A 23,886-nucleotide genomic window follows, 5' to 3' on the forward strand; every position below is an offset into this window, starting at 1 on the left:
ATGAGCATCGGAACCCCAGCCAGGGACGCGGCGCTCGCCGTCGACTACGACCCCTTCGCCGACGGCACGCTGTCGCGCGTGGTGCCCAGCACCGAGCCGCAGCGCGAAATCTGGCTGGCCGACCAGCTCGGCGCCGAGGCTTCGCTGGCCTACAACGAATCGGTCTCGCTGCACTTGCGCGGCGTGCTCGATGCGGCCGCGCTGCACGCGGCGTTGCAGTCGCTGCTGGATCGGCACGATGCGCTGCGCGCCAGCTTCGGCCCGGATGGCGAAGCCCTGTGCATACGCGAGCAGGTGAGCTTCGAGCTGCCGTTGCTCGACCTGTCGGCCGCCGATCCGGCGCGGCGCGAGCAGGCCGTGGCCGAGCATCGCGCCGCGGTGGTGGAAACCCCGTTCGCGCTGGGCCGCGACCACCTGCTGCGCGGCGAGTTGCTCCGCCTGGCGCACGACGAGCACGTGCTCATCCTCACCGCCCATCACATCGTCTGCGACGGCTGGTCGTGGTGGGTGCTGGTGCGCGAGCTGGGCGCGCTGTACGCGCAGCGGCTCGGCCACGCGGTGGAGGCGCTGCCGCCGGCCGAAGCGTTCGCCGACTACGCGCTTGCCCAGGCCTGCCAGCCGGATGCCGCATACGCGCAGGACGAGCAGTACTGGCTGGCGCGCTTCGCCGGCGAGATCCCGGTGCTCGACCTGCCCACCGATCGCCCGCGCCCGGCCCGCCGCAGCTTCGGCTCCGCTCGCGAGGACTGGACGCTGGATGCGGAACTGGTCGCGGCGATCCGCCGCCTCGGCGCGCGCCAGGGCGCCAGCCTGTTCGCCACCTTGCTGGGCAGTTTCGCCGCCTTGCTGATCCGGCTGGCACACCAGTCGCGGGTGGTGATCGGCATCCCCACCGCCGGGCAGGCGATCGACGGCCACGACGCCCTGGTCGGCCACTGCGTCAACACCTTGCCGCTGCTGTTCGAGCCGGACCTGGACCGGCCCGCCGCGCTGGCCATCGAGCAGGCGCAAACCACCTTGCTCGACGCGCTGGAACACCAGCGCCTCACCTTCGGCAGCCTGCTGCGCAAGCTGCGCATCGGCCGCGACCCTTCGCGCCTGCCGCTGGTCAGCGTGATGTTCAACATCGACCAGGCGCTGGACCACGAGGACTCGGCGTTCCCCGGCCTGCAGCTGGAATTCGCCAGCAATCCGCGCCGCTACGAGAACTTCGAGCTGGCGATCAACGCGGTGCAAAGCCATGGCGAGCTGCGCCTGGAATGCCAGTACAACCGCGAGTTGTTCGACGGCGCCACGATCCGCCAGTGGCTGGGGCACTACCAGACCCTGCTGCAGGCGATGGCCGCCGACGACTACACGGCGTTCGGTCGGCTGCCGCTGCTGGCCGACATCGAGCAGCGCAAGGTGCTGGAGAAGTTCAATGCCACCCACGTCGACTATCCGGCCGGGCAGTGCATCCATGAACTGGTCGAGGCGCAGGTGGCGCGCACGCCGCAGGCGATTGCCGTCAGCCATGAAGGCGCAACGCTGAGCTACGCCGGGTTGAACGAGCGGGCCAATCGGCTCGCCCATCACCTGCGCGCGTCCGGCGTGCGCCCCGACCAGCGCGTGGCGATCTGCGCCGAGCGCTCGCTGGAGCTGGTGGTCGGCCTGCTGGCCATATTGAAGGCCGGCGCGGCGTACGTGCCGCTCGACCCGGAATATCCACCCGAGCGCCTGGCCTGGATGCTGCAGGACTGCGCGCCGGCAATGCTGCTGACCCAGCAGGCGCTGGTGCCGCGGTTGGCGCCGCTGGCGCCGGCCGTGCCGCCGTTGGCGCTGGACCAGGCCGCGCCGGCATGGGCCGAGTGCGAGGCATCCAACCCGCTCGCGGCGGCAAACGGCCTGCACGACCGCCACCTCGCCTACGTGATCTACACCTCCGGCTCCACCGGCCTGCCGAAGGGTGCGATGAACGAGCATCGCGGCGTGGTCAACCGGCTGCGCTGGATGCAGGAGATGTTCGCCGTCGATGCACGCGACGTGGTGCTGCAGAAGACGCCGTGCAGTTTCGACGTCTCGGTGTGGGAGTTCTTCCTGCCGCTGATGAGCGGCGCGCGGCTGGTGATGGCGCGTGCCGGCGGCCATCGCGATCCGGCCTACCTGGCCGACACCATCCGGCGCGAGCAGGTCAGCACGATCCATTTCGTGCCTTCGATGTTGCACGCCTTCCTCGACCACGGCGATACCGCGGCGTGCGCCAGCCTCAAGCAGGTGATCTGCAGCGGCGAGGCGCTGCCGGCGGTACTGGCCGCGGCGTTTTTCCGCCAGTTGCCCGGCGTGGGCCTGCACAACCTGTACGGCCCGACCGAGGCGGCGGTGGATGTCACCGCGTGGGCGTGCGTGGCCGGCGACGACGCATCGAACATTCCGATCGGCCGCCCGGTGGCCAACACGCGCATCTACATCCTCGATGGCTATGGCCAGCCGGTGCCGGTGGGCGTGGCCGGCGAGATCTTCATCGGCGGCGTGCAGGTCGGTCGCGGCTACCTCAACCGCGAGACGCTGACCACCGAGCGCTTCCTGCCCGATCCGTTCGCCCACGACGCCGACGCACGCATGTACAAGACCGGCGACCTCGGTCGCTGGCGTGCGGACGGCAACATCGAATACCTCGGCCGCAACGATTTCCAGGTGAAGCTGCGCGGTTTCCGCATCGAGCTGGGCGAGATCGAACACCGCCTCGCCACGCACCCGGCGGTGGCGCAGGCGGTGGTGCTGGCGCGCGAGGATCGCCCCGGCGACATGCGCCTGGTTGCGTACATCGCCGGCGCGGCTGGCGCCAGCGCCGATCCGGCGGCGCTGTCCGCGCACCTGCGCGCGAGCCTGCCCGAGTACATGGTGCCGGCGCACTACGTGATGCTGCCGGCAATCCCGCTGTCGCCCAACGGCAAGGTCGATCGCACGCGATTGCCGGCACCCGACATGGCGGCGGGCAGCGGAGCACGCGAACAGCAGGCGCCACGCGATGAACTCGAACAGCGCGTGGCCGCAGCGATGGCCGCGACGCTCGGCGTGGACGCGCCGGGCGTGGACGACAACTTCTTCGACCTGGGCGGCCATTCGCTGCTGGCCTCGCGCTGGATCGCCCGGCTCAATCGCGAACTGGGGTTGACCCTGTCGTTGCGCGCCGCGTTCGACGCCCCCAGCGTGGCCGCGATGGCGGCGGCGATCCGCGCGCTGGGCGCCGATCCGGCCCAGGCCCGCCCGGCGCCGCCGTCGATCCCGCGGCTCGCCGATCGCGACACCGCGCCGCTCTCGCTGATGCAGCAACGCGTCTGGTACCTGGAGCAGCTCAATCCCGGCCAGGTGGTCTACCACGCGCCGTCCGCGCATCGCCTGCGCGGGCCGATGAACGTGGCGGCCTTCGAACAGGCGCTGCGCGACATGGTGCGGCGCCAGCCGACCTTGCGCACGGCGATCGAGCTGGACGACAAGACCGCGGTCCAGCGCATCCATGCCGAGCTCGAGATCGCGTTGCCGCTGGAGGATCTTTCCGGCGTGGACGCGGCCGGGCGCGAGGCCGTACTGGCCCGGCGGCTGGAGGAGCTGATCGCCGAGCCGTTCGACCTGGGCACGCCGCCGCTGTTCCGGGTGAGGCTGTTCCGGCTCGCTGCGGACGAACACGTGTTCTTCTTCATGCCGCATCACGTGATCTGGGATGGCTGGTCGTTCGACCTGCTGTACGAGGAGATGTCGGCGCTGTACGCCGCGCGTGCCGCCGGCCGGGAACCTGCATTGCCGCCGCTGGCGGTCGAGTACGCCGATTTCGCCGCGTGGCATGCGCAATGGATGCGTGGCGACGAGCTGAAGCGCCAGCTGGCGCATTGGCGCAAGCGCCTGGCCGGCACGCTGGAGCCGCTGGCGTTGCCGGTCGATCGCCCGCGTCCGCCGCGCATGAGCGGCGCCGGTGCCACCGAGTGGATCCATCTGCCGGCGGACCAGGCGGCGGGCATGCGCCAGCTCGGCCAGCAGGGCCAGGGCACGCTGTTCATGGTGTTGCTGACCGCCTGGTGCGTGCTGCTGCATCGGCTCAGCGGGCAGGGCGAGGTGATCGTGAACACGCCCGTGCGCGGTCGCGACACGCCCGAGCTGGAACGGGTGATGGGCTTCTTCGTCAACGCGCTGCCGCTGCGCGTGCAGCTGGAAGACGGCGCCTCGTTCCTGGACGCGCTGCAGGCGGTGCGTGGCGTGGTGCTCGATGCGTTTGCCTGCGCCGACGTGCCGTTCGAGCAACTGGTGATCGACCTCGACCTGCGCCGCGACGACAGCCGCCCGCCGCTGAGCCAGGCGATGTTCTCGTTCCAGGACGTGCGCCTGCGCCCGGGCCGCTGGGGCGAGCTGGAACACCAGAACATCCCGGTGTTCCAGCACGGCGCGGCTGACGACGTCGGGCTGTGGTTCATCGAGCACGCGCAGGGACTTTCCGGCGGCCTCACCTACAACACCGACATCTTCGACGCCGCCAGCGTGGCGCGCTGGATCGATTACCTGCGGCAGATCCTGGCGCAGGCGGTGGCCTCGCCGCAGCGCGCGCTGGGCGACATCGAGCTGATGGACGCGGCGGAACGAACGCAAGTGCTCGTGGAGTGGAATGCGACCGCGGTGGACTACGACCGCACGCTGGGCCTGCCCGCGCTGATCGAGGCGCAGATGCGCGCCGCGCCGCAACGCATCGCTGCCGAGTGCGGTGGCGAGCGCGTCGACTATGCGTGGCTCGACCAGGCCAGCCGCAACCTCGCGCTGGCGCTGGGTCGTCACGGCCTCGGTCGCGGCGACCGCGTGGGCATCTGCGTGCCGCGCAGCCTGTCGATGCTGGTGGCGGTGCTCGGCGTGTTGCGCAGTGGCGCCGCCTACGTGCCGCTGGACCCCACCTTCCCGCCGGATCGCCTGCACTACATGGCCGAGCATGCGCAGCTGCGCCATGTGCTGGTCACCGACGCGGCACTGCTGCCGGCGGCGGTCGCCGAAGGTCGCGAACTGCTCGACGTCGACGCACTGGCCGCGCAGCCGGCGGGCGAGGGCAACTTGCCGCCGGTGCACGGCGACGACACCGCCTACGTGCTGTACACCTCCGGCTCCACCGGCAAGCCCAAGGGTGTCGCCGTGCTTCACCGCAACCTGGTCAACTTCCTGCTGGCGATGGCGCGCGAGCCGGGTTTCACCCGGGACGACACCGTGTGCGCGGCCACCACGCTGTCGTTCGACATTGCCGGGCTGGAGCTGTACCTGCCGCTGACCGTGGGCGGGCGCGTGGTGATCGCCACCGACGAGGAGCAGCACGATCCGAACCGGATGTGGGACCTGATCGAGCGCAGCGGCTGCAACGTGCTGCAGGTGACCCCCTCGGTGCTGCGCCTGTTGCAGGATGCCGGGCGGGATCGCGCGCTGGATCAGCTGCGCCTGTTCGTCGGCGGCGAAGCGCTGCCGTCGGCACTGGCGCGCAACATGGCGAGGCGCTGCCGCGAGCTCTGGAATCTGTACGGCCCCACCGAGACCACGATCTGGTCCAGCGTGGCGCGAATCCGCCCGGATCTCGATACGGCCCCGCTGGGCAAGCCGATCGCCAACACGCGGATCTACGTGCTGGACGCGCAGGGTAGGCCATTGCCGCCGGGCGTCATCGGCGAGATCTGGATCGGCGGCGATGGCGTGGCCGCCGGCTACCTGTTCCAGCCCGAGCTGACCGCCGAGCGCTTCGTCGACGATCCCTTCGTCGGCGGCACCGCGCGCATGTATCGCAGCGGCGACCTGGGTGCCTGGCGCCATGGCGTGCTGCATTTCCACGGGCGCGTCGACCACCAGGTCAAGCTTCGCGGTTTCCGCATCGAGCTGGGCGACATCGAGGCCGCCGCCGACAGCCACCCGGCGGTGCACGAATCCGTGGCGGGGGTGCGCCGCTTCGGCGACAACGACCTGCGCATGGTGCTGTACGTGGTGATGGACGGCGACGTCGAGGCGGGTGCCCGCGAGCTGCGCGAGCACCTGCGCCAGCGCCTGCCCGGCTACATGCTGCCGCAGCACATCGAGACCCTGGCGCAGCTGCCGAAGACGCCCAACGGCAAGATCGATCGCAAGCAACTGCCCGAGCCCGTCGCCGCGGCGGTCGTGGCGCAGCAGCGTCCCGGCCGGCAGGCCGAGCCCGCGACCGACGCGATGAGCGATGCGCGCGAACTGTATCTCGCCGGCCTCTGGCGCGAGCTGATCGGCGTCGAGGAGATTCGCCGCAACGACAACTTCCTCGACCTCGGCGGGCACTCGATGCTGGCGGTGGAGTTCGCCAGCCGGGTGCGCAAGGAGACCGGCGTGAGCCTGCGCCTGCTGAACGTGGTCACCGGCACGCTGGCATCGCTGGCCGCCGAGCTGCCCGAAGCCGGCGCGGGTTCGCCGCGACCGGCGGAAGGTTCCCTGTGGTCGCGTCTGCGCAAGCGCCTCGGAGGGGGCTGAGGTGCGGGCTCGACGAGGGGCGTGCGCGGAACGTGCACCGTGCCAGCCTGTCGCCCGCGGCGACTGCTACCATCGTGTCAGCCCCGCCGACGGTGCGGGGCGGGTTGGCGAGCGAATGCACGCGTGCATCCGTCCATGGGGCGCGGCACCGATCGTGATGGCCTGGCTCAGTCGTTTCTTCACCCCGAGTCACGCGCTCGATCCTGATCACGCCGCATGTTCACATTAAGCCTTCTCTACCTCGCGCTCACCATCGTCCGGCCACAGGATTTCTTGCCCGCGCTGGAGGGCATTCCGCTGTTGCCGGTGGTGCTGCTGCTGGCTTTCGCGGCGTGGATGATCCGTGCCGGCAAGAATTTCGACGCGCCGCAGTTCCTGCTGTTGCCGGTGTTCCTGCTGGTAGGCATGGTGTCGATGGTCGCCAACCACTGGTTCGGCGGCGCGCTTGCGCTGCTGGAGAGTTTCGGCCCCATCGTGATCGCCTTCTTCGTCTTCGCCTCCGCCTGCACCACGCAGCGCCGGGTGACCATCGCGATGGCGGTGTTCGTGCTGTGCGCCTGCGTGCTGGCCCAGCACAGCATCGTGCAGGCGAACACCGGCATGGGCTGGACCGGCGTACCGCTGGGTGAGGACGGGCGCGTGCGCTACGTGGGCATCTTCAACGACCCCAACGACGTGGGCCTGCTGTTTGCCGCCACGCTGCCGATGGCGTTCTTCCTCAGCAGCGGGGGCGGGTTCCTGCGCCGGATCTGGTGGCTGGCCGCCGCGGGCCTGCTGCTGTACGGCATCTACCTGACCAATTCGCGCGGCGCCATGCTGGCGGTGCTGGTGGTCGGCGGCATCTTCGTGTGGCGACGCCGCGGCATGTTCACCGCCGGCGTGCTCGGCGTGCTGGGTTTGCTGGTGATGCGCCTGCTGTCCTCGCGCATGCAGGAGCTGGACCCGGACGAGTCATCGGCGTTTGGTCGGGTGGATGCCTGGTACGAGGGCATGCACATGTTCTTCTCCAACCCGCTGCTCGGCGTCGGCCCCGGCAACTTCACCGACTACAATCAGCTCACCGCGCACAACTCCTGGGTACTGGTGCTGGCCGAAACCGGGTTTCTGGGCTACACCCTGTGGCTGGCATTCACCACCTACGGCTTCTGGATGATGATGACCGTGATGCGCCACCAGCCCGAAACGGCCGTCGAGTCGGCGCAGGCCGGCACGTGGCAGGGCGAGCGGGCGATCGCGTTCACCCTGCTGTTGTCGCTGTACGGGCTGTTCTCCGCGGCGTTCTTCCTCAGCCGCAGCTACACCGTGGTGATGTACCTGCTGGTCGCGCTGGTGGTGGGCCATTACATGGGCGCGCGCCAGCGCTGGCCGGGCGTGCCGCTGCTGCGCCTGACCGATCACTGGATGCGCTGGCTGGCCGTGTCGGTGGCCACCATCGTGGCGTTGTACGTCATCACCACCATCTTGCTGATCGGCTCATGAGCATTCGCAGCGGCGCCTTGCGCAACACCCTGTTTTCCTCGATCGGCATCTACGTCGAGTACTCGCTGGGGATGCTGGCGGCGATCCTGATCGCGCGCCAGCTGGGACCGCAGCATTACGGCATCTACGGCCTGTTCATCTGGTTTGCCGCGATCGGCGTGGTGGCGACCAACTCGGGCATCACCACCGGCGTGATCAAGTTCGTCGCCGAGCTGCGCGGCGCCGACCAGCACGAGCTGATCGTGCCGGTGGTGCGTTACCTGCGCCGCATGCAGATGTGGCACCTGCTCGCGGTGATGGCGCTGGCGCTGGCGCTGTACCTGCTGTTCGGCGCACGTTTCGCCGCCGACCTGCGCGTGACCGAGTTCGTCATGCTTGCCGCCGCCGTGGCGTTGCGCGCGCCGTACATGTTCAACATCGCCGTCGCCAAGGGTTTCGAGGCGTTCGACGCCACCGCCAAGGTCAGCCTGATCTCCGCGCCGCTGAACCTGCTGATGGTGGCGGCGGCGATGCTGATGGGGGCGTCGATCTTCTGGTTCCTGGTGGTCTACCTGATCTCCGGCGCGGTGTTCCTGCTCACCTCGCGCCACCAGGCGCGGCGCCTGCTGGCGCGGCATGCCGGCGCGGGGGCGGTGCCCGAGGTGTTGCAGCAGCGGGTGCGCCGGCACCTGCGCATCGTCTCGGTCACCATCATCCTGGGCTTCCTGATCGCCAGCGACGTGGAGATCCTGTTCCTCAACCTGTTCGACAGCGCCGCTTCGGCGGGCTATTTCAAGGTCGCCTACCAGCTGGCGACCGGGATCATGCTGCTGGTGCCGGGCGTGTTCGGGGCGGTACTGCTGCCGATGATGGCCAAGGCGCAGAGCCAGGGGCGCGAGGCCGGCGGCCGGCGCTTCGTCGCCGTGACCAGCTATCTCGCCCTGCTGGCGGCGCCGGTGGTGGCCTTCGGCGGCACCTTCGCCGGCGCGGTGATCGGCCTGCTGTATGGCGCGACCTATGCCGCCGCGGCGCCGGTGTTCGGCTGGTGCCTGTTCGCCTGCGCCATGGGCACGGTGACCCAGGGCGCCACCAGCCTGCTGGTCAGTGCGGATCGGCAGAACGTGGTGCTGATCCTCACCATAATTCTTGGCGTGCTGAAGATGCTGCTTGATTACGTGCTGATCGCGCGGTTCGGTCTGTACGGTTCGGTGGCGGCCATCGTGATCCTGTTGTTCGTCATCGCCGCCTCTTACCTGACCATCGGCATCCGCATCAGCGGCGTGCAGCTGGAGTGGCTGCGGCTGCTGCGCATCGTGCTGGCCGCGGCGCTGGCCGCCGGGCTCGCCTCGCTGGTCCACGCGGCGCAGCTGGGGCCGATCCCGACCCTGCTGCTGGGCGCGTTCGTGCTGACCGCGTCCTACGCGCTGCTGACCCTGTTGTTGCAGTGCTGGAGTCGCGCCGACATTGCCCAATTGCAGAGCCTGCACCAGCGCTACGCCGCCGGTCGACCGCGTCCGCTCGGCCGTCTGCTGGCGTGGGCCGGTGCGCGCGCCTGGGGGGATCCATGAAGACATCGTGGTACGAGAAGGCGTTTTCCCGCGTGCTCTACCCGCTGTGGGAGAGCGGCCTGCGGCGGCGGCACACGCTGGCCTACCTGGCCGACTACCAGCGCGACCAGTGGCTGGCGCCGGAGCAGATCGCCGCGCTGCAGTGGCAACGCCTGAAGCGGTTGCTGGAGCACTGCGAGCAGAAGGTTCCGTATTACCGGCAGCGCTGGCGCGAGGCCGGCGTCGCCGTCGCCGACATCCGCAACCTGGATGACTACGCGCAGCTGCCGGTGCTGACCAAGGCCGACATCCGCCAGCACTTCGATGCGTTGCAGGCCGAGGGCTGGCACGACCGCGTGCTGACCAAGGCCACCGGCGGCTCCACTGGTGACCCGCTGCGTTTCGGCTACACCCGCGAGAGCTACGAGCGGCGCACCGCAGTGATGTGGCGCGGCTACGACTGGGCCGGCTCGCGCATGGGCCGGCGCACCTTGTTCGTGTGGGGCGGGGCCGTGGGCACGCCGCACCGGCTTCAGCAGTTCAAGGACCGCGTGTACAACGCGGCGTTCGCCCGGCGCGTGCTCAACAGCTTCGGCATGACCGAGGCCAACATGGCCGGCTACGCCGACGCGATCGACGACTACCGCCCGCAGGTCATCGTCGGCTACGTCGGCCCGCTGGTGCGGCTGGCGCAATGGCTGCTCGACACCGGTCGCCGCGTGGCCGCGCCGCGGAGCATCATCGGCGCCGCGGAGTCGCTGCACGAGTTCCAGCGCGAGATCATCGAGCGTGCATTCGGCTGCCCGGCGTACAACACCTACGGCTGCCGCGAGTTCATGCTGATAGCCTCCGAATGCGAGCGTCGCGAAGGCCTGCACGTCAACGCCGATCACCTGGTGGTGGAGTTGCAGCGGCACCCCGGTGCGCCTGCCACCGAGCCGGGCGAGGTGGTGATCACCGACCTGTTCAACTACGGCATGCCGTTCGTGCGCTACCTCAACGGAGACGTCGCCACCGCGAGCGACCACGTCTGCAGTTGCGGTCGCGGCTTGCCGCTGCTGCAGCGCGTGGATGGCCGCCTGCTCGACGCGATCCGCACCCCGGCCGGCCACCTGCTGCCCGGCGAGTTCTTCCCGCACATGCTCAAGGACGTGCCGGGGCTGGTGCGCTTCCAGGTGGTGCAGCGCCGGCTCGACCAGCTCGAACTGTCGCTGGTGCGTGGTCCCGGCTTCGACGAAGCCTCGCTCGCCTACATCCGCCGCGAGCTGGCCAAGGTGGTCGGCGACAGCCTGCAATTGAACGTCCATTTCGTCGACGACATCCCGCTCACGCCCAGCGGCAAGTGGCGCGTGTGCATCTCCGAACTGCCGGCCACGCCCGCGGCATGAACATCGTCCACGTCGTCGAGAACCTCAACCGCGGCGGCCTGGAACGCATGGTCATCGACTTGGTGACCATGCAGCAGCGGCAGGGTCACCGCTGCCGCGTGGTCTGCCTGTTCGAAGCCGGCGCGCTGGCGCACGAGCTGGACGCCCAGGGCATTCCCGTGCACGCCTGCGGCAAGCGCCGCGGGCCGGATCTGCGCGCCCTGCTGCGCCTGCGCCGCGCCCTGGCGACACCCGCCACCGAAGTGCTGCACACCCACAACGCGGTGGCGCACTACCACGCGGTCTGGGCCAGCACCGGGCTGGGCATCGGCCGTGTCGTCAACACGCGCCACGGCATGGGCGCCAACCGCAACTCGCGCCGGCGCGAGGGCCTGTATCGACGCGCGCTGGCGCGCACCGATGCGGTGGCGCTGGTGTGCGCGGCCGCGCGCGACGACGCCGTGCGCCGCGGCATCGTGCCGCCGGGCAAGGCCTGCGTGGTGCCGAACGGCATCCGCGTGGATCAGTTTCTGTCCGCCTCTCCCGACCATCGTGCGCGCCTGCGCGAGAGACTGGCGCTGCCGCCGCAGGCGCGGCTGATCGGCAGCGTGGGCCGGCTCAACTGGACCAAGGATCAGGCCAACCTGATCCGCGCCTTCGCCGTGGTGCGCCAGCGCGTGGCCGATGTCGTGCTGCTGCTGATCGGCGACGGCGAACTGCGCGCCGAGCTGGAGCAGCTTGCCGCTGCGACGATGCCGGGCGGGAGCGTGCGCTTTCTCGGCGATCGCAGCGACGTGCGCGAACTGCTCCCCGGGCTCGACCTGTTCGCGCTGTCCTCGCTCAGCGAGGGTTATTCGATGGCCTTGCTGGAAGCCTGCGCCAGCGCCCTGCCCATCGTCGCCACCGCGGTGGGCGGCAACGGCGAGATTGTGCGCGAGGGCGTGAATGGCAAGCTGGTGCCGGCCGCCGACGCGGAGGCGCTGGCCGCGGCGATGATCGCGCTGCTGGAGGCGCCCGCGACCGCGCAGGAACTCGGCGCGCACGGGCGCGCATGGGTCGAGGCGGAAGGCTCGCTGGAGCGCATGGCCGCGCGCTACGAATCGCTCTATCGCGGCGAGCGGGAGCCGGCCGGCGCATGAAACTGCTGATCACCACCAACCTGTTTCCCACGCCGTGGGACCCGCTGCGCGGCGCGTTCAACCGGCAGCAGTTCGAGCGCCTGGGCCAGCGCCACGAGGTGCACGTGCTGACCGCGGTGGATTTTCGCGAGCGGCTGGGCGGCGTGCGCGGCACGGTCGACGTGCCCGGCCTGCGTCGTGACCACTTCACTTTCGTGTTTCCGCCGGGACTGCGCTCGCTGCATGCCGGGTGCTGGTTCGCTTCGCTTTGGCTGCAGCACGGCCGGCGCCTGCGCGCGGAGAAGTACGACGCGATCCTGGCCAGCTGGGCCTATCCCGATGCGGTGGCCTCGGGCTGGCTGGCGCGCCGGCTGGGCGTTCCCTACGTGGTCAAGGTGCACGGCAGCGACCTGAACGTGATGGCCGAGGGTGCGTTGCGCCGGCCGCAGATCGGCGCGGCGTTGCGCCGTGCGGGCGCAGTGGTGGCGGTGAGCCAGGCACTGGCCGACAAGGCGGTGGCGCTGGGCGCGGACCCGACGCGGGTGCACACGATCTACAACGGCGTCGATGCGCAGCGGTTCTCGCCCGGTTCGCGCGAGGCGGCGCGACAACGTCTGGGCCTGGGCGCCGAGCAGCCGTTGCTGCTCTACGTCGGCAATCTGAAATCGACGAAGGGTTGTCTGGACTTGCTGGAGGCGTTTCCCGCCGTGCTGGCGCAGCGGCCGCAGGCGGCCCTGGTCTACGCCGGCGCCGGCGCCTGCCGCGACGAACTGCTCGCGCGGGCCGCCGCCCTGGGCTGCGCCGAACGCGTCAGCCTGGTCGGTGCCGTGCCGCATGCGCAACTGGGCGACTGGTTCCGCGCCGCTGACCTGCTGTGCCTGCCCAGCCACAACGAAGGGGTGCCGAATGTGGTGCTGGAGGCGATGTCCTGCGGCATCCCGGTGGTGGCCAGCCGGGTCGGCGGCATCCCCGAAGTGCTGCCGGAGTTTGCCGGCATGCTGGTGCCGGTGCGTGATCCGGCAGCGTTGTCCGCCGCCTTGCTGGAAGCCACCGGCCGGGCATGGCAGGGCGAGCGCATCGTCGAACACGCGCGGGGTTTTCGCTGGGACGACAACATCGACCGGCTGGAGCGGGTGTTGTGCGAGGTCGTTGCCGGTCACCCGTGACCCGCGGGGCGGGCCGGTCAGGCGTCGTCGGCTTTTGTCGCTGGCGCGTTGTCTGTTTGCGCGTTCGTCGCGAACATCCGCTCGAAACCCTTCTGCAAGCCGATGCGCGGTTCCCAGCCCAGTCCGCTGCGTGCCGCACTGATGTCGAAGTTGGCCAGCGGGCGCAGCGAGCGGACCCGGTAGCGGGTCAGCGGCACGCTGCGGTGAAGCAGCTTGCCGAGCAGTTCCACACCGGCAGCCAGCGCCATGAACACGCCGGTGGGCACGCGCAGCAGCTTCAGCTCGTCGCCCAGCTTGCCCTTCACCCTGGCCAGGTAATCGCCCTGGGTGACGATCTGCGGGTCGACCACGTTGAAGATCCGGCCCGTCGCGGCGGGTGCGTGCGCGGCCAGCAGCAACGCGTCGACGACATCGTCGACGTAGACCAGCGGCAGAGTCTGCTGCGCCGGGCCGACCGCGATCCAGCGCCCGGCCAGCGCCAGCGTGCCGTTCGGGGTCACGCGCTCGGCCCCCGGCCCCACGATCTGGCCCGGGCGCACGATCACCGCCGGCAGCGCGCGCTCGCGGATCGCGTCGCTGACGATTCCTTCGGCGGTGAGCTTGGTCTGGGTATAGGCGCCGCGGCGGTCGGGCCAGGGCTCGAACGCCGAGTTTTCGGTGACGGCCACCGCCGGATCGCGGCCGGCGTGGTCGAGCACGCTGAGCGAGCTGACGTAGACCAGCCGCTCCGCCGCATGCCTGGCGCAGGCGTCGACCACATTGCGGGTGCCCCACACGGTGCCCGCCTCGAAGTCGCCGGGGCCGCCGCGCATCGCCGCGCCGACGTGGTAGACCACGCGCGCGCCCTGCACGGCATGGTCGACGATCGCCGGATCGCCGAGATCGCCCACCACCACCTGGATGCCGGCGCTCTCGGCGGCCGGGTCGGCCCGGCGCACCAGCACGCGCACCGATTGCCCGCGTGCACGCAGCGCGGCGACCAGCGCGCGGCCGAGGAAACCGGCGGCGCCCGTCACCAGCGCGTCGACCGGCGCCAGCGGCACGATGCGTGCGGCCAGTTCGTCGCGCCGTTCGCGATCCGCCTGCGCGCACACCGTTTCCATCAGCGCGACATGGCGGCGGCCTTCCTCCGCGCTGATCGGCGGCGTGGTGCCCTCATGCAGCGCCTGCGCAAATGCCTGCGCGCCGTGCTGGATGCCGGGCGAGGGGCGCAGCCGGCCGGTGGCGAAGCGCAGCACGTTCCACGGCACGCGCACCACGTCGCGCAGGGCGTTGGTGAAGGCGGTGAGCACGATGCCGATGAACTTCGGGCCGGGCAGCACGCGCTTGATCCGGCAGATCTGCAGGAAACGGTCGGCCTCGATGATGCCGCGCGTGCCCTGCACGATGATGCGGTTCTGCATCGGGCGGATGTTCCACGACAGCAGCAGCCGGCCGACGCCGTCCGCGCATTGTGCGCGGGCATCCCATTCGTCGAACTTCAGGTTGGTGCTGCGGCCGCTGGAGCGATAGCGCACGTCCAGCTCGCCGATCGGGCCGAGGAAGGATTCGAGCACGTACAGGCCGTGCACGCCGAGGTCGCGGAACGGATACGAGCCCTGCTTGACCATGCCCGGCAGCGGGCCGCCCGCGTACGGCGGATAGTCCGAGCTGCGCAGCACGTCGAAGCTCAGCACCTCGCCGATGCGCCCGGCCTTGACCCAGGCCTGCGCCTGCATCACCACCGGATCGAAATGGTCGGAATGGTCGACCGACAGCAACAGGCCCTTGTCGCGCGCCTTGGCGATCATCGCATCGCACTCGGCGACGGAGTCGGCCATCGGCTTCTCCACGAACACGTGGCAGCCCATGTCCAGCGCCTGCAGGGTCAGCGGCGCGTGGCTGGACGGCGGCGTGAGCACGTACACCGCATGCGGGTGGCGTTCGGCGAGCCGGGTGAAGTCGCCGGTGACGAACTCGATCCCGAAGCTGGTGGCCAGCGCCTGCGCGGCCTTGGTGTCGATGTCGCAGATGCCCGCGATCTCGACGAACTCGAGCCGGCGCAGCGCGGCGATGTGGTGGCGAGCCACGTAGCCGGCACCCACGATGGCGATGCGCAGCTTCCCTTCGATTCCCGCGTTCATCCTGTCCCCTGTTGTTTCCACTGATTCATGCCTGCTTGCGTGCAAGCGCCGATGATACTTCGCGCAACACCTCGTCCACGCGGTTGTCCCACGTTTGTCCGGCCACCGCGGCCACGCGCGCGTCGGCTGCCGCCGGCGTGTCGTCCCGCAGCGCCCGATCCAGACCGTGCAGGAAGCCGTCCCGGTCCGCCGCGATCTCGACCCAGCGCGCGAACTTGTCGATCTCCGGCTGGCTCACGCTGACCACCGGCTTGCCGGTGGCCAGGTACTCGCGCACCTTCAGCGGATTGGCGTTCGCGACCTGGCGGTTGTGCCGGTACGGGATGATCGCCACGTCGAATGCCTTGGCCCAGCGCGGCAGCTCGCGGTACGGCTGCGCGCCGACCAGCCGCACGTTGTCCAGCGCGCGCAGGCGCGACACGTCCACGGCGGCGTGGCCGACCAGCAGGAAGCTCCACTGCGGGCGCTCGCGCGCCAGCCATTCGATCAGTTCCAGGTCGATCCATTCGTGAAGGGAGCCGAAATAGCCCACCACCGGGTGGACGAGCTCCCGCGCCGCGGCCGGCACCGCCGTGGCGGGGTCGCGCGCCTGGCCGAACAGGGCCGTGTCGACGCCATGGGGCGAGAAGCGGGTGGCTGGGTTGATGGCGTGCTTGGCCTCCAGCAGCGCCGGCGGGGCGACGAAGACGAGGTCGGCACGGCGGGCCAGATCGAGGTCGCGTGCGGCGATCAGCTCGCTGTCCACGCCCGGGTGCGCCGCGTAGTCGTCGATGCAGTAGTACACGCACAGGCGCTCGCCCAGTTGCTGCGCCAGGAAACCCGGGTGCGGCACCGCGAACCAGGAGATCGGCGTGACGTCGCCCAGCACGCGCATGGCGCGGCGCACCGCCCAGCGGCCGAACACGCGGTTCAGCCAGTCGACCCCCGGCACCCGCCGAAACGGCAATTGCGGCACGGTGCAATGCCACAGGTTGGGGCGCACCGGCACCGGCGCGCGCAGGGCCGCGCGCAGCTTGCGCCAGGCGCGGCGCAGGTCGCGCCCGCTGGCCTGCGGCGCGCGCATGCCGGGCGAGTCGACGTACAGCAGCGGTGCGGCATGGGCCAGGCGTTCGGCCACGTGATGGCTGCTGGTACGGTTTTCTGCGTACCAGTCGTTGCCGAAGTAGATCAGGCCATATCCCTGCAGCACGCGTCTCTCCGCGGATCGCAAACGTGGGTGTGTGGGCCGGCGCCGTAATCCCCGCGCGGCCGCCCGAAGGACGGCGGACATGCGAAAATCGCCCGGCTTGGTGCCGAATGAAGATATCCTGTGCGTCGGATTCGGATGGCGGCAGCAGCCCCTGCGCACGCCATCGACGACAAGGGTGGATTATGCCTGCAAGCAAGGATTTCTGCCGGTGCCGGCACAGCGTGCGCGGCAGCGACGGATGGTCGCCATGATCGGCTGGTTGAAGCGCATGCGGTTGCTGCGTTGCCTGCCCGCTGCGGTGGTACTCACCGCCATGCCTCCCGGCGGCGCCCGCGAGCTGTACCTCAGCTTCGATGACGGCCCCGACCCGCAATACACGCCGGCCCTGCTCGACCTGCTGCGGCAGCACCAGGTGCGCGCCACGTTCTTCCTGATCGGCAGCAAGGCCGAGCGCCACCCGCAGCTGGTACGGCGCATGCTGGACGAGGGGCACCGGCTGGGCAACCACTCCTGGAGCCATCCGGATTTCAACCGGCTGTCGCTGGCCGGGATGATGGACGAGATCGACCGCACCGACCGGGTGCTGCAGGCGTTCGATGGCGTGCTCCACCACGGCGTACGCCCGCCCAGCGGCGCGTTCTCGCTGGCGCTCACGCTGCGCCTCGCGCGCGAGCGGCGACGCCTGCTGTACTGGTCCTACGACAGCCTCGACTACCAGCACCGGCCGCCGGCAGAACTGGTGGCGGCGATGCGCGCGCAGCCGCCGCGGCCGGGCGACGTGCTGCTGATGCACGACGACAGCGACTGCTGCACCCGCATGCTGGAGACGCTGCTGCCGCAGTGGCGTTCCGAGGGTTTCGAGTTCCGCCCGCTGCCCACCGGCGCCGACCTGGGCGCAACGGCTGAAGGAGTGCACGCATGATCGTCGCCTGGCTGATCGCGGGTTTGCTGGCGCTGTGCGCGATCGCCGTCACCGTGGCGATCCGCGCGCGCAACATGCAGTACTGGCTGGGCGGCTACCTGCGCCGCCGGCGTCCGCCGGCGGTCGACGGGCCGATCCACGTGATGTTCTGCTTCGTCGACCATTTCGAGCCGGCCTGGGGCAAGGTCGACCTGGCCACCCAGCGCGCGCGCGTCGACCGCTGGTGCCGTGACTACCGCGCCCTCGCCGCGATGCACCGCGACGCCGACGGGCGGATGCCGCAGCACACGTTCTTCTATCCGGAAGAGGAATACCTGGAAGAACACCTGGACAAGATCGCCGCGCTCTGCGCGGAGGGCTACGGCGAGATCGAGATCCACCTGCACCACGACAACGACAACGAGGCCAACTTCCGCCAGACCATCGAGCGCTTCAACAACCTGCTGCACGAGCGCCACGGCGCGTTGCCGCGCGATCCGGCCACCGGCCAGCTGCGCTTCGGCTTCATCCACGGCAACTGGAGCCTGGACAATTCGCGCGCCGACGGCCGCTGGTGCGGCATCAACAACGAGCTGATCCTGCTGCGCGAACTCGGCTGCTACGCCGACTTCACCCTGCCGTCGGCGCCCAGCGACACGCAGACGAAAACCAGCAACGCGATCTACTACGCCACCGACGACCCGCTGCGGCCCAAGTCGCACGACAGCGGCGTGCCGGTGCGCGTGGGCGGGACGCCCAGCGGCGACCTGATGATCGTGCAGGGGCCGCTGGGGCTGAACTGGCGCGAGCGCAAGTTCGGCGTGCTGCCGCGGATCGAGAACGCGGACGTGCGCCGCGGCTGCCCGCCCACGCCCGAGCGGGTCGACGCGTGGGTGAAAACCGGCATCCACGTCGAGGGGCGGCCGGAGTGGGTGTTCGTCAAGGTCCACACGCACGGCACCCAGGAGCGCGACATGGACACCCTGCTCGGCGACGCCGCGCAGCGCATGCACCAGCACCTGGAGCGCGCCTACAACGACGGCAAGCGCTACGTGCTGCACTACGTGACGGCGCGCGAGACCTACAACATCATCAAGGCTGCCGAGGCCGGGCATCGCGGCGACCCGCATGCGTTCCGCGATTTCCTGCTGCCGCCGCCACCGCATCGGCTTGCCGGGGCGTAGCGGCGCCGCGCTCGCGCGGATCACCGCGGCGTGGTCCCGGCATCATCTCCGTCCTCGAAGGAGGAAACAGATGGACTGGCGCACGAAGGGAATGCTGCAGAAGGTGCTCGGCGTGATGCCGGGCGGCGCCGCGGTCCACTACCAGCTGCAGCGGCGGTTCGGCGGGCTGCGCGACTTCGATCGCGAGTTCGACATCAAGATCGACGACTGGCGGCTGATGGCCAACCAGCTGCGCGAGGTCGGCGTGCCGGTGGCGGGCGCGCGGCTGTTCGAGATCGGCAGCGGCTGGTATCCGACTTTTCCGTTGTGCTGTTTCCTGGCGGGCGCGCGGCGCGTCGTCACCGTCGACCTCAACCGGCACCAGCGCCGGGATCTGGTGCGCGCCTGCGCCCGGGGCCTGGAGCGGCATGTCGCCCTGATCGCCGAGGTGGCCGGCGTCCCCGTGGCCGAGGTCCGGCAGCGCCAGCAGCAGCTGGCCGGCGCACTGGAGAGGTCAGCCGATCTGGCCGTGGCCACCGCGGGCGTGGTGGACTATCGGGCGCCGGCGGACGCTGCCCGCACCGGGCTGCCGCCGGACCGGATCGACTGCGTGTTCTCCAACAGCGTGCTGGAGCATGTGGCGTCGGAAGCCATCGGCGGCATCTTCCGCGAGGCCAGGCGCATCCTGCGCCCCGGCGGGATCATGTTCCACTCGGTCAACTGCGGCGATCACTACGCCTATGTCGACTCCCGCATCACCCAGCTCAATTACCTGCAATACACCGATGCGCAGTGGCAGCGCTGGAACAATGCGTTCCTGTACCAAAACCGGCTGCGCGCCGACGTCTTTGTCGAGCAGGCCGAGGCGGCCGGTTTCGCCATCGTGACCCGGGTGAGCTCGCCCCCCGCCAGGCGCCTGCGCGAGCTGGCGGAACTGAACATCGCCCCGCAGTTCGCGTCGATCCCGGCCGAACGCCTGTGCATCACCTCGATCGACTTCATCGCGCGCAAACCCGCCGCCTGAGCGGGTCCGTGAAGGCCGCCTGCCGGGCGCCCGGCAGGCCTTCCGATCCGCCCGGGGAAAGCGTGAAACGCCATGTCTGGCGATGCGGAAAACGCATACAATGACGCTACTTCCGGCGCCAGGAGTGCGGCCGCGGAAGCTGCGACGCCTCGGGCAGCCGGACGGATCAGGCAGACAGCGCGCCGCGGCTGCGTGATCCGCGCGGCAAGCGTGGGGTGGCGGCGAGTCGAAGCTTCAAGTGGTCACTGGATGCAGGAGCGGTCGGGTACCCATGGCACTGGTCAGCGTAGTCATCCCCACTTTCAACCGGGCCTATTGCCTGGCGCGCACGCTGGACAGCGTGCTCGCGCAGACGCATGCCGAACTCGAGATCCTGCTCGTCGATGACGGCTCCACCGACGAGACGCCCGAACTCGTGCGCCGGCGCTATGGCACCGAGCGTCGCGTCCACTACATCGCGCAGGCGAACGCGGGGGTCGCAGCGGCGCGCAACCACGGCATCCGGCTTGCACGCGGCGAGTTCCTGGCGTTGCTCGACTCGGACGACGTCTGGCAACCGTGGAAGCTCGAGCTGCAGCTGCGCTGCCTGCGGCAGTTTCCCGAGCTCGGCATGGTCTGGACCGACATGGAGGCGATCGACCCGAACGGGCGCGTGTTCAACCACGCGTACATCCGCAGCATGTACAGCACCTACGCACTGTTTCCCCAGGATCGGCTGTTTCCGCAGAGCGTGCCGCTGCGTTCGGTCGCGCCGTCGATGGAGGCGGTGGTCGGCGCGGCATCCTTGCGCATGGGCATGATCTTTTCGCAGATGATCATGGGCAACCTGGTGCACACCTCCACCGTGCTGATCCGCCGCGAGCGGCTGGAAAAGGTGGTGGCCTTCGACGAGACCCTGCGCTATTCCGGCGAAGACTTCGATTTCCACCTGCGTACCTGCCGCCACGGGCCGGTAGGTTTCCTCGACCTGCCCACCATCCAGTACCAGCGCGGCATGCCCGACCGCCTGACCCGTTCCGAATACCGCATCCATACCGCCACCAATTTCCTGCGCACGATCACTCCCTTCATCGAGTCCGCGCGCAGCGAGATCCACCTGCCCCGGCGGATGATCGAAGGCGCCCTGGCCGATGCCCACGAGTGGATCGGGGAGCTGCAGTTCGAGGCGAATGACATGGCGGCGGCGCGATCCCACCTGTTTGCGAGCATCCGCCATCGCTGGTGGCAGCGGCGTGCCTGGGAGCTGTTCGTGTGCTGCTACCTGCCGGCGGTGCTGCGCGGCTGGCTCCGGGCGCATCGCCGGCATCTGCGCCAGCGCACGGTTGCCTCGCCATGACCCTGCCCCCGGTGGCGCCGGGTACACCGGAGCCCGCGGTGACTGACGATTCGCACGGCCCGGCACCGACGCTGCGCATCATCGGGGACGTCGCCGCCTGGGACGCGATCCGCGCGGCCTGGGATGCACTGCACCAGGCCAGCCCCACGGCCTCGACCCCGCTGGACTTTGCCTGGTTGCGCCATTGGTGGGACGTTTACGGCCCCGTATATGGCCAGGGCGGTCTGCGCATCATCACGTTGTGGCGTGGGTCGCGCCTGGTCGGCGCGCTGCCGCTGTACCTCGACGTGGGTCGCGGCGGCTGGCTCGGGGTGCGCTGCCTGCGCTTCCTCTCCACCGGGGAAGAGGAGTTCGAGGAGGTCTGCGCCGACTATCTGGACCTGCTGCACCTGCCCGGCGAGGACCGGGCCTGTGCGCAAGCCGCGTGGCGGGCGATCGACGCCATGGCCTGGGATACCCTGGAGCTGCTCGATCTCTCCGAACATGCGGCCCTGTTGCGCTGGCGCAGCGACTTCCCTCGCCACGCCCGCCTGCAACTGTCGTCGCGCGGGGCCTGCCCGATCGCCTGGCTTGGCGACGGCTTCGAGGCTTACCTGGGCAGCCTGTCGCCCAAGACACGCAAGCACGCCCGCCAGTACCTGCGCGACGCCGAGCGTGCCGGCATCGTGGCGGAGCTGGCCGATGCCGCCACGGCCGACCGTCATTTCGACGATCTCGTGCGCGTCCACCAGGAGCGCTGGGTGGCGGCCGGTGAACCGGGTTGCTTCTCGGCGCCACGTTTCACCGAGTTCCATCGCGGCCTGGTGAGGCGGTGGACGGCAAGCGGGCGTGTGGTGCTGGCGCGGTTCTCGCACCAGGGAAGGATCTTTGCCGTGCTCTACGGTTTCGTGACCGGGCGCAAGTTCGACCTGTACCAGTTTGGCGTGGCGCCGCTGGATCCCGGTGTGGTCCGCAGCTCGGGTACCGCGGCGAACCTGCTGCTGATGCGGCAGCTGGCACAGGGCGGCATCTCCCACTACGATTTCCTGCGGGGCGTCAGCACGTACAAGAAATCGCTGGCCACTGAACAACGCCAGCTGTTTTGCGCGACGTGCCGCAGGCATACGGCGCGCGCACTGCTCGACCGCCTGCGTCAGCTGTGCGTACGCGCAATCCGCCGCTTCATCAAGCTGGTTTCGCCGGGCTGAGCGCGGGGTGCTCCAATGAAAAAGGCCATCGCGTCACACCTGCTCTGCCGCAGCGGTTTGCGCCGGTTGCTGCACCGGACCGTGCGCTGGTCCGGCGTGCTCGCGCTCAACTACCATCGCATCGGTGATGCGCTGGGTACGCCGTTCGATCGCGGCCTTTGGAGCGCCAGCGCGGAGGCGTTTGCCGAGCAGGTCCGTTTCTGCAAGGCACAGCTGGAGATCATCGGCCCGGCCGACCTGCCGCGGGTACTCGCCGCCCGGCGCGGCCGCTACGCCATGATCACGTTCGACGACGGCTACCGCGACAACTACGAGACGGCGTTGCCGATCCTGCGTGGCGAAGGCGTGACCGCCACCTTCTTCGTCGCTACCGGTTTCATCGACGCGCCCAGCCTGCCGTGGTGGGACGAGATCGCCTGGATGGCGCGCACCAGCCGGCGCGAAGCGCTGCAGTTGCCGGCGTGGTTCGATGCGCCGATCCACTTCGACGAGCCGGAACGGGAAGCGGCGGTGCGTCGGCTGCTGCGCAGGTACAAGGAGATGCCGGCGCAGGACACGGTCGCGTATCTCGATGCCGTGGCGGACGCCGCAGGCACCGGCCGTGCCGATACCCGCGCCGGCGATGCGCTGTGGATGGACTGGGACATGCTGCGCGATATGCAGGCAGCGGGCATGACCATCGGCGGGCACACGGTGCATCACCCGGTGTTGTCGCGCATGTCGGCGCAGGGTCAGCGCGACGAGATCCAGGGTTGCGCGCGCCGGCTCGCCGAGGAACTGGGTGCGCCGATGCGCTGCTTCAGCTATCCGGTCGGCAACCGGGGCGCGTTCGACCAGATCACCCGCGACTGCCTGCGCGAAGCGGGCGTGGAGCATGCCTTCAGCTACTACGGCGGGCACGCCCGCTACGATCGCTGGGACGCCTACGACATCCCTCGCGTGGCGGTGGAGACGGAGCTGGACACCGACTGGTTCCGCTCCCTCGTGACCTTGCCGCAGCTGTTCGCGTGACGGCCGCGCCGACGACGACCGCTGTCCCGACGCCCGCGCTGGGCGGCGATCTGGTCAGCGTGGTGATGCCGGTGTACAACGCCGCGGCGTGGTTGCCGCGGGCGGTGGAGTCGGTGCTGGCGCAGAGCCATCGCAACCTGGAGCTGATCGCGGTGGACGATGGTTCGCACGACGATTCGCTGGCGATCCTGCAGGGCTTTGCGCAGGCCGACGCGCGCGTGCGCGTGCAGCGCCAGCCGGCGAACGGCGGCGTGGCCGCTGCACGCAACGCCGCGCTGGCTGTCGCCCGCGGCAACTATGTCGCCTTCCTGGACGCCGACGACTGGTGGCACCCGGCCAAGCTGGAGCGGCAACTGGCCAGCCTGCGCGCCAGTGGCGAGCGCATCAGCTACGCGGCGTACTGGCGGGTGGCGGAAGACGGCCGGGTGCTCAGCCGGGTGGACCCGCCCGCGCGGCTGGAGCATCGCGACATGCTGGCCAGCAATTTCATCGGCAACCTCACCGGCCTGTACGCGCGCGAGCTGGGCGACGTGCCGTTTCGTCGGATCGGCCACGAGGACTATGCGTTCTGGCTGGAGCAGGTTCGCCGCGCCGGCGCGGCGGTGCGCGCGGACAGCGCCGAACCGCTGGCCTGGTATCTGGTGCGCGAGTCGTCGCTGTCGGCCAACAAGCTGCGCGCGGCGCGCTGGCAGTGGACGATCTATCGCCAGGTCGAGAAGCTCGGCTTGCTGCGCGCCTCGCTGTGCATGCTGCGCTACGTGTGGCACGCCTTCGCCAAGCGCAGGCGACCGCGCCGATCGCCCTGACCGA

Annotated in this window: 15 protein-coding genes; 13 read left to right on the top strand and 2 right to left on the bottom strand. The window is 70.0% G+C overall.

What is annotated here, in order from left to right; translation table 11 throughout:
• From ACVCMC_RS15365 to ACVCMC_RS15390, 6 genes are all read left to right on the top strand, one after another.
• Positions 1–6,486 carry an amino acid adenylation domain-containing protein gene (locus ACVCMC_RS15365; RefSeq protein ID WP_447097927.1) on the top strand — a complete coding sequence of 2,162 codons (6,486 nt, stop codon included), beginning with the start codon at positions 1–3 and terminating at the stop codon, positions 6,484–6,486.
• Positions 6,487–6,702: 216 nt separating this feature from the next.
• On the top strand, positions 6,703–7,965 hold the full coding sequence (locus ACVCMC_RS15370; protein WP_447097928.1) for an O-antigen ligase family protein: 1,263 nt from the start codon (positions 6,703–6,705) through the stop codon (positions 7,963–7,965).
• On the top strand, positions 7,962–9,512 hold the full coding sequence (locus ACVCMC_RS15375) for an oligosaccharide flippase family protein (RefSeq protein WP_447097929.1): 1,551 nt from the start codon (positions 7,962–7,964) through the stop codon (positions 9,510–9,512). Before ACVCMC_RS15370 ends, ACVCMC_RS15375 begins: the two co-directional genes overlap by 4 nt.
• Positions 9,509–10,879, top strand: coding sequence for a phenylacetate--CoA ligase family protein (locus ACVCMC_RS15380; protein ID WP_447097930.1), 1,371 nt, complete (start codon positions 9,509–9,511; stop codon positions 10,877–10,879). The genes ACVCMC_RS15375 and ACVCMC_RS15380 overlap by 4 nt, the downstream gene beginning before the upstream one ends.
• Positions 10,876–11,997, top strand: a complete 1,122-nt coding sequence (locus ACVCMC_RS15385) for a glycosyltransferase (RefSeq protein ID WP_447097931.1) — start codon at positions 10,876–10,878, stop codon at positions 11,995–11,997. Before ACVCMC_RS15380 ends, ACVCMC_RS15385 begins: the two co-directional genes overlap by 4 nt.
• Positions 11,994–13,142 carry a glycosyltransferase gene (locus ACVCMC_RS15390; protein ID WP_447097932.1) on the top strand — a complete coding sequence of 383 codons (1,149 nt, stop codon included), beginning with the start codon at positions 11,994–11,996 and terminating at the stop codon, positions 13,140–13,142. The genes ACVCMC_RS15385 and ACVCMC_RS15390 overlap by 4 nt, the downstream gene beginning before the upstream one ends.
• Before the next feature lie 17 nt (positions 13,143–13,159).
• On the opposite strand, the gene ACVCMC_RS15395 is transcribed toward ACVCMC_RS15390, so the two are convergent.
• Positions 13,160–15,265, bottom strand: a complete 2,106-nt coding sequence (locus tag ACVCMC_RS15395; RefSeq protein ID WP_447097933.1) for an NAD-dependent epimerase/dehydratase family protein — start codon at positions 15,263–15,265, stop codon at positions 13,160–13,162.
• Between the two features lie 25 nt (positions 15,266–15,290).
• Positions 15,291–16,454, bottom strand: a complete 1,164-nt coding sequence (locus ACVCMC_RS15400) for a glycosyltransferase (protein WP_447097934.1) — start codon at positions 16,452–16,454, stop codon at positions 15,291–15,293.
• A gap of 247 nt (positions 16,455–16,701) precedes the next feature.
• Here ACVCMC_RS15400 and ACVCMC_RS15405 point away from each other — a divergent pair, with 247 nt between their 5' ends.
• The 7 genes from ACVCMC_RS15405 to ACVCMC_RS15435 all read left to right on the top strand — a co-directional run bounded on the left by ACVCMC_RS15405 (position 16,702) and on the right by ACVCMC_RS15435 (position 23,882).
• Positions 16,702–17,376, top strand: a complete 675-nt coding sequence (locus tag ACVCMC_RS15405) for a polysaccharide deacetylase family protein (RefSeq protein ID WP_447097935.1) — start codon at positions 16,702–16,704, stop codon at positions 17,374–17,376.
• Positions 17,373–18,539 carry a hypothetical protein gene (locus ACVCMC_RS15410; protein WP_447097936.1) on the top strand — a complete coding sequence of 389 codons (1,167 nt, stop codon included), beginning with the start codon at positions 17,373–17,375 and terminating at the stop codon, positions 18,537–18,539. The genes ACVCMC_RS15405 and ACVCMC_RS15410 overlap by 4 nt, the downstream gene beginning before the upstream one ends.
• Before the next feature lie 70 nt (positions 18,540–18,609).
• The gene (locus ACVCMC_RS15415) at positions 18,610–19,542 is read left to right on the top strand and encodes a methyltransferase domain-containing protein (RefSeq protein WP_447097937.1); all 933 of its coding nucleotides are present in this window, start codon (positions 18,610–18,612) and stop codon (positions 19,540–19,542) included.
• A gap of 271 nt (positions 19,543–19,813) precedes the next feature.
• Complete coding sequence (locus ACVCMC_RS15420) at positions 19,814–20,878, top strand: glycosyltransferase family 2 protein (protein WP_447097938.1); 1,065 nt, start codon at positions 19,814–19,816, stop codon at positions 20,876–20,878.
• Positions 20,875–22,065 (top strand): GNAT family N-acetyltransferase, encoded by a 1,191-nt coding sequence (locus ACVCMC_RS15425; RefSeq protein ID WP_447097939.1) that lies wholly within the window; start codon positions 20,875–20,877, stop codon positions 22,063–22,065. Before ACVCMC_RS15420 ends, ACVCMC_RS15425 begins: the two co-directional genes overlap by 4 nt.
• A 15-nt stretch (positions 22,066–22,080) precedes the next feature.
• On the top strand, positions 22,081–23,076 hold the full coding sequence (locus ACVCMC_RS15430; RefSeq protein ID WP_447097940.1) for a polysaccharide deacetylase family protein: 996 nt from the start codon (positions 22,081–22,083) through the stop codon (positions 23,074–23,076).
• Positions 23,073–23,882 (top strand): glycosyltransferase family 2 protein, encoded by an 810-nt coding sequence (locus ACVCMC_RS15435; protein WP_447097941.1) that lies wholly within the window; start codon positions 23,073–23,075, stop codon positions 23,880–23,882. Before ACVCMC_RS15430 ends, ACVCMC_RS15435 begins: the two co-directional genes overlap by 4 nt.
• The last annotated feature ends 4 nt before the right edge of the window (positions 23,883–23,886 follow it).

This window comes from Rhodanobacter sp. UC4452_H20 (assembly GCF_052978205.1).